At 30.5% G+C, this 12887-nt stretch carries 11 protein-coding genes; 2 read left to right on the top strand and 9 right to left on the bottom strand.

The genetic code is table 11. The features are described 5' to 3' along the window. On the top strand, positions 1 to 3779 hold a 3779-nt coding region (locus VJY32_RS09725), incomplete at its 5' end, for a CHAP domain-containing protein (protein ID WP_353677716.1). Positions 3780 to 4544: 765 nt separating this feature from the next. On the opposite strand, the gene VJY32_RS09730 is transcribed toward VJY32_RS09725, so the two are convergent. From VJY32_RS09730 to VJY32_RS09770, 9 genes are all read right to left on the bottom strand, one after another. Then, a complete protein-coding gene (locus VJY32_RS09730; protein ID WP_353677717.1) occupies positions 4545 to 5354 on the bottom strand; it encodes an MOSC domain-containing protein in 810 nt (269 codons plus the stop codon). Between the two features lie 5 nt (positions 5355 to 5359). After that, positions 5360 to 6730: a TIGR00341 family protein gene (locus tag VJY32_RS09735; RefSeq protein ID WP_353677718.1), complete on the bottom strand. Its 1371-nt coding sequence runs from the start codon at positions 6728 to 6730 to the stop codon at positions 5360 to 5362. A 15-nt stretch (positions 6731 to 6745) separates the two neighbouring features. Further along, complete coding sequence (locus tag VJY32_RS09740; protein WP_353677719.1) at positions 6746 to 7525, bottom strand: Mut7-C RNAse domain-containing protein; 780 nt, start codon at positions 7523 to 7525, stop codon at positions 6746 to 6748. Then, positions 7522 to 8280: an enoyl-CoA hydratase/isomerase family protein gene (locus VJY32_RS09745; RefSeq protein ID WP_353677720.1), complete on the bottom strand. Its 759-nt coding sequence runs from the start codon at positions 8278 to 8280 to the stop codon at positions 7522 to 7524. The genes VJY32_RS09740 and VJY32_RS09745 overlap by 4 nt, the downstream gene beginning before the upstream one ends. Before the next feature lie 23 nt (positions 8281 to 8303). Next, a complete protein-coding gene (locus VJY32_RS09750) occupies positions 8304 to 8954 on the bottom strand; it encodes an HAD family hydrolase (protein WP_353677721.1) in 651 nt (216 codons plus the stop codon). 25 nt (positions 8955 to 8979) lie between these two features. Then, positions 8980 to 9390: a DUF1761 domain-containing protein gene (locus tag VJY32_RS09755; RefSeq protein ID WP_353677722.1), complete on the bottom strand. Its 411-nt coding sequence runs from the start codon at positions 9388 to 9390 to the stop codon at positions 8980 to 8982. Positions 9391 to 9517: 127 nt separating this feature from the next. Continuing rightward, the gene (locus tag VJY32_RS09760) at positions 9518 to 10486 is read right to left on the bottom strand and encodes an isoaspartyl peptidase/L-asparaginase family protein (protein ID WP_353677723.1); all 969 of its coding nucleotides are present in this window, start codon (positions 10484 to 10486) and stop codon (positions 9518 to 9520) included. A gap of 232 nt (positions 10487 to 10718) precedes the next feature. Beyond that, complete coding sequence (locus VJY32_RS09765; protein ID WP_353677724.1) at positions 10719 to 10964, bottom strand: septation protein SpoVG family protein; 246 nt, start codon at positions 10962 to 10964, stop codon at positions 10719 to 10721. Positions 10965 to 11140: 176 nt separating this feature from the next. Next, entirely contained in the window at positions 11141 to 11431 is a 291-nt protein-coding gene (locus tag VJY32_RS09770; RefSeq protein WP_353677725.1) for a hypothetical protein, read from the bottom strand. A 208-nt stretch (positions 11432 to 11639) separates the two neighbouring features. On the opposite strand from VJY32_RS09770, the gene VJY32_RS09775 reads away from it, so the two are divergent. Beyond that, positions 11640 to 12818 (top strand): C1 family peptidase, encoded by a 1179-nt coding sequence (locus VJY32_RS09775; protein ID WP_353677726.1) that lies wholly within the window; start codon positions 11640 to 11642, stop codon positions 12816 to 12818. Positions 12819 to 12887 lie beyond the last annotated feature (69 nt).

Raw genomic sequence — 12887 nt, forward strand, 5'->3', positions numbered from 1 at the left:
GGACGATAAAAGTAATTAATCCTGATGGCAAGTCTTCAAATGTGTTTAGTTTTTCGACAAGCATAGATAACCCACCAAATATCACTTTATTTAATGTAGGGCCTAAACAGGTTAATGTTGGAGCTACTATAACAATAAGTTATACAGTAACAGATGATGTTGGATTAAAGAGGGTTGAACTATGGCGAACTACTGATATATATAATTCCCCCAATATGAATAATTGGAGTCAAATTAAAATCGTTAATTTATCCAACCAAAAAATATACTCGGGTTCATTTTCTGATTCTTTAATAACACCTGGAAATTTTTGGTATGGTATTCATGTTATTGATTTTAGAGAACAACAGAAAACTGAGCAAGAAGTTGGTTTAGGTCCTATTAAAGTTACAATAATAACATTGACTTCATTTAAAATTGGTTCACGTATAATGGCAATAGTAGATGGTGCTACTGTGTGTGATGAAAATCTATTGACAATACTTTTTAATCAAGAGGGGGGTGTTCACGGAACTATTATTGATGGACCTAAGTTTGCTACGGCAGGAAACCTATCATACACAGGTAATTGGTGGAAAATTCAATGGGACTCAGAACCACCAAATTTAAATGGCAAAAATGGTTGGACAGCTGAATCAAGAATTCAACAGGCCCCAGTAAATGGTGATATAGACAAACCTGATTTTACAAAAAGTTTTTATACTACTTATAATATTTTTTGGCAAAATGGATACGCACCTGCTTCTACAGCTCCGCCGAATCCTAAACTTGGTATTGCATTAGGTAATTGTACATGGTATGTACATGGTAGATTAAAAGAACTGGGTTATAATGAAGTCCAGCTTAACGCTTTGACTGGAAATGCTAGTGACTGGGACAGCCAAGCATTGGTAAAGGGTATATTAATTAATTCTTCTCCATCAGTTGGTTCTATAGCCCAGATAGATAATGTCGCGCAGGGTCTTGGACATGTAGCTGTAGTTGAAAGCATAAATAGCGATGGAACTATTACAGTTACTGAATCTAGTTATTCAGAAGATGTTAGTAGCTTATGGAATTTTATATGGCGTCATAGAACTGTATATCCTTCAAAGTTTACAAACTATATTCATATAACAAAAGAAAATCCAACAAATTTTTTATCAGTTGATTTCACTTGTGATGTAAATTCGGGTCAAGCTCCCCTTGTAGTTAATTTTAAGATTAATGTCATAAATACTAGTCATAACTTATTAAGTTATTATTTATGGTGGAACTGCAATAATGAAAGTATAAATCTAACTGAATTGATTTATACTTGTGGTGATCCTAGTAATTCAATTATTGGTTTAAAATACGAGAATATTAATGAAAGTAGTAAATCTATATCTTATATTTTTGATAAACCAGGTATATATAACGTTAAATTATTAGTTAAAAGTAGTAATTCTATATTTTTTACAAAATCAATTCGAATTAATGTGAACACACCAAATTATTTTGATTATAATTCATATTTAAAAGAGGCTTCTATTAAATATAAAATTCCATTTAATTTGTTAAAAGCAATAGCTTTTGTAGAAAGTCAATTGAATCAAAATCCTATACCACCAAGTCGTGATGGTGGTGTTGGGGTAATGCAACTAACTGGTTCAACTTTAGATAACGCAGCTAGATTGCTTGGGGTTACAAAAGATATGCTGGCTGAGAATACACCTGAAGGAGCAAGATTAAATATTTTAGGTGGGGCTGCAGTCTTACGAGATTATGTATGCTGGGCTAGTCCTAGGGTTTATTCCAAAACAGATTATAATAATTGTTATCAAAATATACCTCCATATGCATTAATTGGTGATGAAGAAGATAAACTTGAAAATACCATTGAGCCATGGTGGTGGCCAATATGTATGTATAATGGAGGTGGTGTTGATAGTATGATCTCAACTTCAAATTATCCATTTAGAGTTTGGGATAAATTAAAAAATGAATTGGGGATTATTAATATTTCATACCCACCTTTATCTTATATTCAATATCTGTGTTCAGGAGAGGTATTACCGGATAGTAATAAAGTTGTAGTATATAATGTTGATAAAGAAATAGCAAACTCTGATGATTCACTTTATCCAAAACCAGAAGATTTGGGTAAATTACCTTCAAAATGTATAAGGTGGGTAAAAGGTAGTTTCAATCCATTTCAAGATATAGTTCTTCATAAAAATGATGGGACAGTATATAATCAAATTGATCCTATCCCAATTGTTAGAATATCATCTCCATTAGATAAACAAATATTTAATCAATCGGAAATTACGGTAAGTGGAATAGCAAGTGACCAGCAACCTGGAGAAGTTGTTTTAGTTGAAATTAAGTTAAATAATGGAAATTGGGAATCTGTTAGTGGGACAGTAACTTGGTATAAAAAATTAAACTTAGTAGTAGGAGAAAATACAATAACTGTAAGGGCAAAAGATAATACGAATCAATATTCCGAGCTTACCTCAATAACAGTAACATACACTCCAAATGAATCATGTGTTACCGTTTTATTGCCATATATTGAAACAAGTGTGGGAAGCTTGATAAAGATTCCTCTAACTGTTAATAATATTAAGAACAAAAATATTTTTTCTTTTTCATTCAAAGTGAAATATAATAGTTCAATTATTTCTATAAAAAATCCTTATATTGAAATTTCTGAGTCTATTTCTAATAATTGGCAAGTAATTATAAACACAAATTTTCCTGGGGAAATAATAGTTGGTGGTGTTGGTACAACAACATTAGCAACTGATGGCATATTGTTAAAATTAATATTTGAAGTAGTAGGTAAGCCAGGGGAAAGTACAATACTCTTATTTGATAATTTTTTATTTAATAGCGGAAACCCTTGTGTTACAACATCTCAAGGGAAAGTTGATATAGCTGATTACATATGTGGCGATGCAAATGGAGATTATTATTCTAATGCATATGATGCAGCTTTAGTACTTCAATGTAGTATTGGGTTAAAAAATGATTGTAATAAAAGCACCGATGTTGATATGGATGGCAATATAACCGCTTTTGATGCTGCATTAATTTTAATGCATTCAGTTGGCTTACTTTTACCTGTTAATACATGCTTTGATAAAAACAACGGATTATTAAAGATAAAAAATTATTCTATAAATGATATTGATATATTATCAGTAGATATAAAGAAATCTGCTATTTTGGAATTTAAATTATTATCAAATGATATTATTCAAAAAAATCAAGTCTATTCTGTTGAGTTCGAAATTGAATTAGGAGATAGTAACTCAAGTTTATTTATAAAAACATTAACTGAAGGGTATATGTATATTTCCCAAAAAGTAGATAAAGCAAAATATAAAGTAGCTATTATTAATCATAGTGGAATAATGTTGGATGATATTATATTATATATAATTAATTTTAATAAAAATAGGAAATTTATTATTAGTAAAATCAAAATAAATGGTTTAAATAATGATATTATTTTAACTGATAATGAAAATGATTTCCTTGATATAATGAATTATAATATTTATGAAGCCTACCCTAACCCATTCAACCCAGCTACGAAAATAAAATATTCTATACCTAAAACAAGTTTTGTAAACATTACTGTTTATGATGTGCTAGGAAGAGAAATAAAAACACTTATTAATGAAGAAAAAACCCCAGGTAATTATGAATTGGAATTCAATGCTTCCGGTTTACCAAGCGGAGTTTATTTCTGCAGAATGCAGGCGGGTAGTTTTAGTGAAATAAAAAAATTGTTACTAATGAAATAAAATCAAATTACTAGAGGAGAAAACTAAATAATAGTAAATAATAAGTTAAAAAGGACAAAATCAAAAGAAACAATAAGGGGAAAGGAAACATAAACTAGAAAGCAAATAGTCTCCCTTAAAATAATAAAGTAAAATTCAATTAGAGTTTTCAGAGAGCATTCAAATTTTCTGTTGCTTTTTTCATTTCAAATTTAGTGAGAATTTAACCCGGTCATTTACTCTTAATTTTGCTTGACATAGTTCTAATAGTGTTTGTCCATTTCTATACTTTCTGCTTCCTCTAAAGTCTGTATAAGGTTTCATTCTAAAATAATTAAATAAGAATTAAATAATTCCTCACATTATCAAATTTCTCAAATGCTTCTTCCAAAGGAATGGATAGACGGATTGTTTACAATCTTCTATTGATTTGTCGATTTGTATTCTCTGCATTATTATTCGTCTTTGAAATTTTATTGTTACTCTGTTGCATTAAAATAACTTCTTTAATAATCTCTAAATACATATCTCAGAGTTAATCTTTTAATCTTGGTTTCTGTCCCTATAAAATACAACTCCCTTTTAACATTCTTTTTTGTCGAAATGCTATTACAATATAGACATCTCATCCGGCTTTGCCTTTCGGTTGTTTTTTCATTTTTATACCATTAACAAAACCGTAGCTTTGTTAATTGACATAATTTATTATTTCTCAATATTTATATCAATATCAGCAAAAACCGAAAAGTGTAATGCTTATAAATCATTTTATGTTTTATTTTTGTTTTATTTCCATTCAAGAATTTTTAATTCATCATTGATGCGGATTATTCCTTCTCCTTCGTGTAAAAGATTTTGACCGAACATTACCTTGTTGTTAATTGCACGATAAGTTGATAATGTCTTTAATGGCTCATCAGATTTTTCTGCTGTGTCATGATTTATTGTTGTGATTACACAGCGTGAACATGGCTTGACAGGATAAAAAGCAACATCACCGATTTTAAAACTTTTCCATTTATCTTCGTCATAAGCATTTCCACCTGTAAAAACAAAATTTGGACGGAAGCGATTCATTGGTAATTTTTCTTTTAGTCTCGAATTTAAATCGTTGAGAGATTCCTGTCCAATTATTAAAAAGGGGAATGCATCGGCAAAACTAACTATTTCATTCCTTGTAGCATACTTTTTATCAACATTCCTTTTAACATTATCAGGCATATAAACAAGTTTACATTTTAAATTTAGTACATTACTAAACCATTCATCTGCCTCTTCGGAAAAATGAAGAGCTGTTACATAGTCATCCCAAATTGCAACGTTTTTTAATTTTCCATCTTCAATTTCAATCGGTATCTTGAATTGAAGTTCATTATTTAATTTATGAGTAAAAATTAATAAATCATTCTCTAAATCAACTTTGATTAATGCCATTTTAGGATATTTTCGTTGAGTAATAAACATATTATTTTGATCGATAAGCATCCAACGTCGATCATATTTTAATCCTCTTTCGGTTACTTCTGATTTTTGTAAACTAATTCCACTTAGCGATTTAACTGGATAAATATAAATTTCAGATAAAATATAATTCATGATTATCAGTTGGTTATTAACTTAAATTTTTCTGAATTTGTTCTTTCTTTCAACCAATTATTTAATTTTCTTCTATCATTATTAGAAACCGATGTTGGAAATTTTGCATAAGCAATTGTAACAGTATCTAATTGATTAGTTCTGAAGTTCATAACGTAGGAACGATGAACTGATAATTCTATGAGATTATTAAATAAAACTTTGGCTTCTTTTGCGATTTCCTCTATGTTATATTGATTTAGTGAAAGTAGAGCAAGCTGACTTTCAAGTAGTTGAATTTGTTTATCTTTATTTTTTATTATCTCCTCATTCTTATGATAAAGTTCTTCGATAACACCAGCTCTGAGAGCGCTTATATCAATTTTACTTTCTCCTGCTACTGCTTGTCTTACTATGAGTTTAGCATCTTTCAGTTTGTATTTTGTTAATCTTTGTTTTGCAATTTCAATTAGATTCGGTTCGACAGCAGAACCAAAAAGAAATACTTCTATTTGAACACTACTTGAATCAAAATTTATTTTTTTACTCACTATCTGAGTGTTGGGAAAACTTAACTCGTTTGTAATAAACTTCTGCACATTTTTTTCAATAAATGTTCTGCTTACGATATTGTAAGCCATAATTATACTGGGAATAACAGTAATTAATACAATAACTACAATTGAACGTTTAACACGTAGCTCTTTTTTAGGGTCAAGGAAATCTTTTTTCTGGAATTTCATAAACCGAACAATTACATATGTAGCAAGACTTATAAAAACACTGTTGATAAAGAAAAGATAAAATGCGCCGAAGAAATAAGATAAATTTCCTGTTGCCAATCCAAATCCTGCCGTACATAATGGTGGCATTAATGCAGTTGCAATTGCAACTCCGGGAATTACATTGCTTATGCTTTTTCGTGTTGCAGCAACAATTCCAGCCAATCCACCAAATAATGCAATGAATACATCCCAGATTGTCGGGGTTGTTCGTGCAAGTAATTCTGATTGGGCATCACTTAATGGAGTAATTAAAAAATATATAGTTGATGTTAATACGCTTATCAAAACGGCAACACCAAGATTTTTATAAGATTTTTTTATCAATTCGAAATCATTTATGCCAATTCCCAAACCAATACCCATAATTGGACCCATTAAAGGAGAAATTAACATCGCGCCAATTATCACAGCGGTTGAGTTTACATTTAGACCGATCGAAGCAATAAATATTGCAAAGATGAGAACCCAAAGATTCATTCCCTTAAACTCAATCCCTTTTTTAACATTTTCAATAATCTCATCTTCATTTGCTTTATCTTCTTCAAGATTAAATCTATCGTGAATGATCTCTCTTAGTAAAACAATAAGACGAAGTTTTTTATTTACTTTCATAACTCAAATTCCTTTTCAAATAGTTTTTAAAGCTTTTTTGTTAGTTTTAAGATAAGTGATAATTTTATTCAGAAACATTTTCATATTGTCGTAGTGAGTCCCTCTCCAGTATAAATTTTTACAATCTTTACAAATAAAAAACCGATTTTGCGATTCTTTTACTTTTTCAGGCAGCAACTCAAAGTTACTTATCTTTTTTCTGGAGATTCTTATTAATTTCCCACCACATTCTAAACATAAGGTCAATGGTTTAATTAATTTAATCAGGTCAAATCTATTAATTATTTCAACGAGTTGTTTTTCTGGATTTTCTTCGCGGACAAAATAACCGCGAGTAACCTCTTTCCTCTTCAGAATTCCTAAATCTCTTGTTAATATTGTTCTTTTTTGATTTAGAGAAATTTTTATTATTTGTTCATCACTCAAATTATTTTCATAATATACATCGAACCCAAACATTCTTAAACTTCTTGCAAGTTTTCCGAGGTGAACATCGCAAATAAATTTTGGATTTCGTAATGGTTTGGCTCTAAGTTTTTGAATATTGCTTATATCGATTGATTCAAATTCGGGGTAGACAGAAATTCTATCTTTATCTTTTACAAGATAGTTAAAGTTAACTGACCTGCCATTTACCAGAATCAGGTCAACTTCTGTATGAGGCACACCAAGAGATTCAATCAAATCTTTGATTGATGGTTGTCCCCAGAACTGATGTTTAAATTGTTTTTTTCTTTTTTCTTCTGGTAGAAAATCATTAAGTTCTTCATAAAATCTTAAAGTAGCAGTGTTCATAACTTTCCTTTAAATGCTTTGATATAATTTTTAGAGAATTCAGAAACTACAAGTCTGCCACTAATTTCTGCTCTTTCTTCGAGTAGTTCTTCCCAGTCTTCTGTTCCTTTCCAGAAAATTTTTTTCAATTGTTCAATTGCTTCAGGATTGTAGCTTGCAAGTTTTTTAGCTAAAGATGAAACAGCTTCATCAAGTTCATGATTATTAGCAAATACTTTTGTATACAATCCATTTTGTTTAGCCCAGAATGCATCGTGCCATTCTGCATCAATTGACATTGTGATAAAAGCAGTTTTACCGATTTTTCTTTCAATGGGAGGTCCAGCTACGAATGGACCAATTCCCAGCAGAATTTCACTCAATCTAACGGAGGCTTCGTTTGATGCAAGTGTGTAATCGGCAGAAGCAGCTAAACCCACGCCACCACCTACAGCCTTTCCATGGACTCGTGCAATAATAAACTTTGGACATTTTCTCATTGCATTGAACAATCGAGCAAAACCCATAAAAAATTCTTTGCCGCTTTTGAAATCTTTTATTGCAAGCAGTTCGTCAAAAGCTGCCCCCGCACAAAAAGTTTTGTTCCCCTCGCTTCTTAAGATTATTACATTAGCACTTTTGTCACTTGCAATTTTATTTATTGCATCTGTGAGCTCCTTCAGCATTGGCATGGGAAGTATATTACTTTTAGGATGGTAAAAATTAATAGTTGCTATTCCATTGATAATATTTACTGTAACTTTTCCTTTTTCCATAACTCCTCCCCTCTTTCATTTTTTCAAAACTTGCCATTTACAATGTTGACAACATCAAAAATTTTATTTGCAATAAAATCTGGATTCGATTTTTTAAGTTCTTCTAATTTTCTGTAACCGTAAGTTACTGCGCATGTAATAGCATTGGCATTTTTGCCGCACATTACATCTAATTCAGAATCACCTACAATCATTGTTTTTTTTGTATCGATTTTTAATTCATTACAAATGTAAAGCAATGGTTCAGCAGAAGGTTTATGTTGAATGCCTTGTCTTCTTCCCATAACATAATCAAATTTATCATAAATGTTAAAGTGTTTTAAAATTAACTCTGCCTGTTCCTGTGATTTTGTTGTTAGTAAGGAAATCTTAATACCAAGCAGATGGATTTTATCTAAAGCGGTTTCGACATCATCATATAGATATGAATAATTGATGTAGTCAAAATATATAGATTTATAAATTTCTATGAACTCGTTGAAATCAGGAACATTCATATCAAATTCATCAAATATATCTTCAAAGTGTAAACCTATGCGGTTGTAAAATTTTTCTTCTATTAATTTATTATGAATGTTCAATTTATTTAATGTATGAACTGTAGCTTTATAAATTGTCTCGTGTGAACTTACAAGTGTACCGTCAAGGTCAAATACAATTAGTTTGATGTTCATAATTTTCTTATGTTTAGTTTTTTATTTAATGCCAGGCACCAAGTATAATTCCAAAAATTAAAAGCACAATGAAATGAAAACCGCCGTCAATTAAAAACTGTGCAAATTTTTTTCCTTCATTAATAAAAGTAACGGTAGTTGTAGTTGCTACAAAGCCGAGCCATGCCATAAAAGCAACTCGAATTCCTTCTTGAGGTGTTGAAGTCCCAAGATAACTCATTAATCTTGCAAGAATGTATGCCATTACAAGCTGTGCAAAAAAGCAAGTAATGCAAATTTTTGATTTGTTAATTGTTTCCTCTTCGTCAGATTTTTCAGAAGATGTAATCCAGATTTTTCCTAATAGCAATGGACTGTAATAAACAAAATCGAGTGCCATTGCAATCAGGCCACACACAAATACTGCCCAAAAATTTATTGGGTAAACAGGCTCCATCTTACCCTCCATGATTTATTTTGTTTTCATAGATTGATATTAATTTATGTTAAAAAGAAAAATTTTATATAAAACCATATTGAACGATTTGTAGTAAAATAATAATCTGCAGTAAGTATGAGTGATATTATTCTTCTTTGTAAATCTTTATATTGATTTTTTCATCACTTAGTAAGTATCCTCTGAACATCCCATCTGTATTGAAAGTTATAGCTATATTCCCACTTTTATCAATTGCAATTACTCCTCCTGTTCCACCAATTTGAGTAAGTTTGTTTATTACTTCTTTTACAGCATCTGAAAGAGAAAGATTTTTATATTCCATCAGAGAAGAAATGTCTCTTGCAATTCCAAGACGAATGAAGTATTCACCATGACCGGTTCCGGATACAGCACAAGTATTGTTGTTTGCATAAGTTCCTGCTCCAATAATTGGAGAATCTCCAACCCGCCCAAATTTTTTCATCATCATTCCACCGGTAGAAGTTCCTGCAGCAAGATTTCCATATTTATCTAAAGCTACTGCCCCAACAGTTCCATGTTTTTCAACATCTTTTTTTTCATATTCCTGTTTCATTTTTAAATATTGATTCCATCTTTCATTTGTAATAAAATAACTTGAATCAACAAGTTCTATATTGAAAAGTTTGCCAAATTCTTCGGCTCCGTTTCCAATCATCATTACATGAGGAGATTTTTCCATAATAAGGCGGGCTAGATTAATTGGATTTTTCACATGATGAACACCTGCTACAGCACCAGCCATCAAAGTTTTTCCATCCATAATTGAAGCATCAAGTTCTGCAATTCCATTTTCAGTTAGCACCGCACCTTTGCCAGCATTAAATAAAGGTGAATCTTCGAGAATATTAATTGCTTTTGTCACTGCATCAAGTGATGAACCTCCACTTTCTAAAATTTTGTAACCAGCCTCGATGGCTTCTGACAATTTTGAAATATATTCTTTTTCTTTATCAGGTGGTAAATTTTTTATAACACCTGCACCACCGTGAACAACAATGCCATATTTTGCACTCTGTGCAATTGTCGATATGGAAAGCAAAATAAAGAATAGAATACGAATTAGAATTCGCATTTTAATTTCCCAAATAAAATTATCTGAAAGTGAAATTATGTTTAGATAGAATTAAAATCAATCAATAAATGAAAAACAAATTATTTAGAAAAATAAATTATACGGTGGGCTGGAAATATATTCATCCGTGTAAATCTATAGGATGAGAATCTTTTTTTATTGATTTACACGGATTTAATTTTGTTAAATTTATTTTTTCATTTCCCCAGAAAGATTTTAGACATCACTTTACTTACTTTGAGTTATACTCATCAATTGCCATTTTCTCTAATTTCTTTTTCATTTCTTTTGGTAGAGTAATGGTTTCATAGTATTTGCCATCTTTCCCTTTTTCGTTAGGAGAAGAAATAAATAAACCTTTATCTCCCATAACAACTCGGAATCCTTTAATTTTTATTCCCTCATCAGTTTCAATATCAAAAAAAGCTGCAGTTTTGCCTGTTCCGTTCTGAATTTTGTTCATGCGTGTAATTTTCATATTTACCCCCTTTAATTAGTGATTGGATTTTGTTAATTATATACCCCCATGAAGCAGAAAATTTTTAATAAATAGGAATTTATTAAAATCAGGAAAAGAAATTTTATAATAAATAGTTATCTGCCATTGCGGGCAATTTAAGTTTTGTAATTATCTTAAGTTAATTAAATATACATTCATTCTTTTTGTTTAGAACAACTTTTGACAACATCAACAATAAGAATTAAAATTGCCAGTGCACCTAATATTGCAGGAATAATGTAGACTTCTTTATAAGCAAGACCTTCGAACCATTTCCCGAATACTGGGGTGCCAAGCCATGCACCTATCCATGCAATTATTACTTTTGATAAATAGGAAGTGAAGCCCGGAATTATGTAGTATTTAAATCCAAAGTGTAAAACTGCTGCTACAATTGCAGCGATAATTAGTAATATTAAGAAGCTAATAAAGTCCATTCCGAACATGCTTTAGTCACCTCCTTTTTTGCCCGCAATAAGCAGATAACTTATAGAATCTATTAAATCCCTCACAGATAAATTTTTGTTTACTGTTAATCATAAAAAATCAAAAATTTATTGTCAATATCAGAAATAAAATAAAAAAAATATTTCCTATGATTATCAGGAGGATTATTTTAATGTTATCAATAAAATTTTGTGGTGGAGAATTGAAATGAAAAGAATAACAGAAGTTCAGAAGTTAATAATTGTTCTCATTTTAATCCCATTTGTATTTTATGCTCAGGGAAAGAAAAAGAGCGATAAAAAAGAACAGTATGAATTTACAATGATTTATCAGGTTAAAACCACACCAGTAAAAAATCAAGCAAAAACAGGTACATGCTGGTCTTTTGCAACTACTTCTTTTATTGAAACAGAGTTAATTAGAATGGGAAAAGGAGAACATATTTTATCTCCAATGTGGAATGTTAGATTTACATACCCAAAGAAAGCACAAAATTATATTCGTTATAATGGGTTAACTAATTTTGGAATGGGAGGACAAGCACACGATGTTTTAAATGTTATTAGAGAATATGGATTAGTACCTGAAGAAATTTATAAAGGAATGAACATACAAGAAGAAGAACATAATCATGGTGAAATGGATGCAGTTTTGAAATCAATAGTTGATGCTGTATCAAAAAAGAAAGGAGGAAAAATTACGCCAGTCTGGCAAAAAGTAATTGAATCTACGCTGGATATTTATTTGGGCATTCCACCAAAAGAATTTAACTACAAAGGAAAAAATTATACACCCAAAAGTTTTGTAGATTCTTTAGGGTTCAATCCAGATGATTATGTAGAATTGACTTCATTTACACATCATCCATTTTATACAAAGTTTGATTTGGAAATACCTGATAACTGGAGTAAAGATTTATACTATAATGTTCCAATTGATGATTTAATGAGAATTATGGATTATGCATTGGAACATGGTTATTCAATTGCATGGGATGGAGACGTAAGTGAAAAAACATTTGATAAGAAAAAATGTATTGCAGTAATTCCCGCTGATTCATCAGAAGAGCCGGACGAAGAAAAAAACAACAGTGATGAAGATAAAAATGATGTTCCAGTAAAAGAAAAAACAATTACGCAAGAGATGCGTCAAGAAACATTTGATAATCAAACGACAACTGATGACCATTTAATGCATATTGTAGGATTAGCAAAAGATCAGAACGGAACTAAATTTTATTACACAAAAAATTCCTGGGGCACAAAGAATAAAAAGTATAATGGTTACTGGTATATGTCTGAATCTTATGCAAGATTAAAAGTGATTGCAATAATGGTTCATAAAGATGCTATACCTCAGGATATTAAAATTAAACTCGGGCTATAATTTTTTAAGGGGACCTGTTTAATAGCAGGTCTCTGCATTACTGGAATTTACTTTTAGTTTAATATTATC

The sequence above is a fragment of the Rosettibacter primus genome, assembly GCF_036860675.1.
Classification (GTDB): Bacteria; Bacteroidota; Ignavibacteria; order Ignavibacteriales; family Melioribacteraceae; genus Rosettibacter; species Rosettibacter primus.

What these genes read in the sequence shown, in the direction of transcription:
- VJY32_RS09750 (WP_353677721.1), bottom strand. Translation starts at nt 8,954, where the DNA reads ATGAACATCAAACTAATTGTATTTGACCTTGACGGTACACTTGTAAGT.
- VJY32_RS09735 (WP_353677718.1), bottom strand. Translation starts at nt 6,730, where the DNA reads ATGAAAGTAAATAAAAAACTTCGTCTTATTGTTTTACTAAGAGAGATC.
- VJY32_RS09755 (WP_353677722.1), bottom strand. Translation starts at nt 9,390, where the DNA reads ATGGAGCCTGTTTACCCAATAAATTTTTGGGCAGTATTTGTGTGTGGC.
- VJY32_RS09760 (WP_353677723.1), bottom strand. Translation starts at nt 10,486, where the DNA reads ATGCGAATTCTAATTCGTATTCTATTCTTTATTTTGCTTTCCATATCG.
- VJY32_RS09770 (WP_353677725.1), bottom strand. Translation starts at nt 11,431, where the DNA reads ATGTTCGGAATGGACTTTATTAGCTTCTTAATATTACTAATTATCGCT.
- VJY32_RS09765 (WP_353677724.1), bottom strand. Translation starts at nt 10,964, where the DNA reads ATGAAAATTACACGCATGAACAAAATTCAGAACGGAACAGGCAAAACT.
- VJY32_RS09745 (WP_353677720.1), bottom strand. Translation starts at nt 8,280, where the DNA reads ATGGAAAAAGGAAAAGTTACAGTAAATATTATCAATGGAATAGCAACT.
- VJY32_RS09730 (WP_353677717.1), bottom strand. Translation starts at nt 5,354, where the DNA reads ATGAATTATATTTTATCTGAAATTTATATTTATCCAGTTAAATCGCTA.
- VJY32_RS09740 (WP_353677719.1), bottom strand. Translation starts at nt 7,525, where the DNA reads ATGAACACTGCTACTTTAAGATTTTATGAAGAACTTAATGATTTTCTA.
- VJY32_RS09775 (WP_353677726.1), top strand. Translation starts at nt 11,640, where the DNA reads ATGAAAAGAATAACAGAAGTTCAGAAGTTAATAATTGTTCTCATTTTA.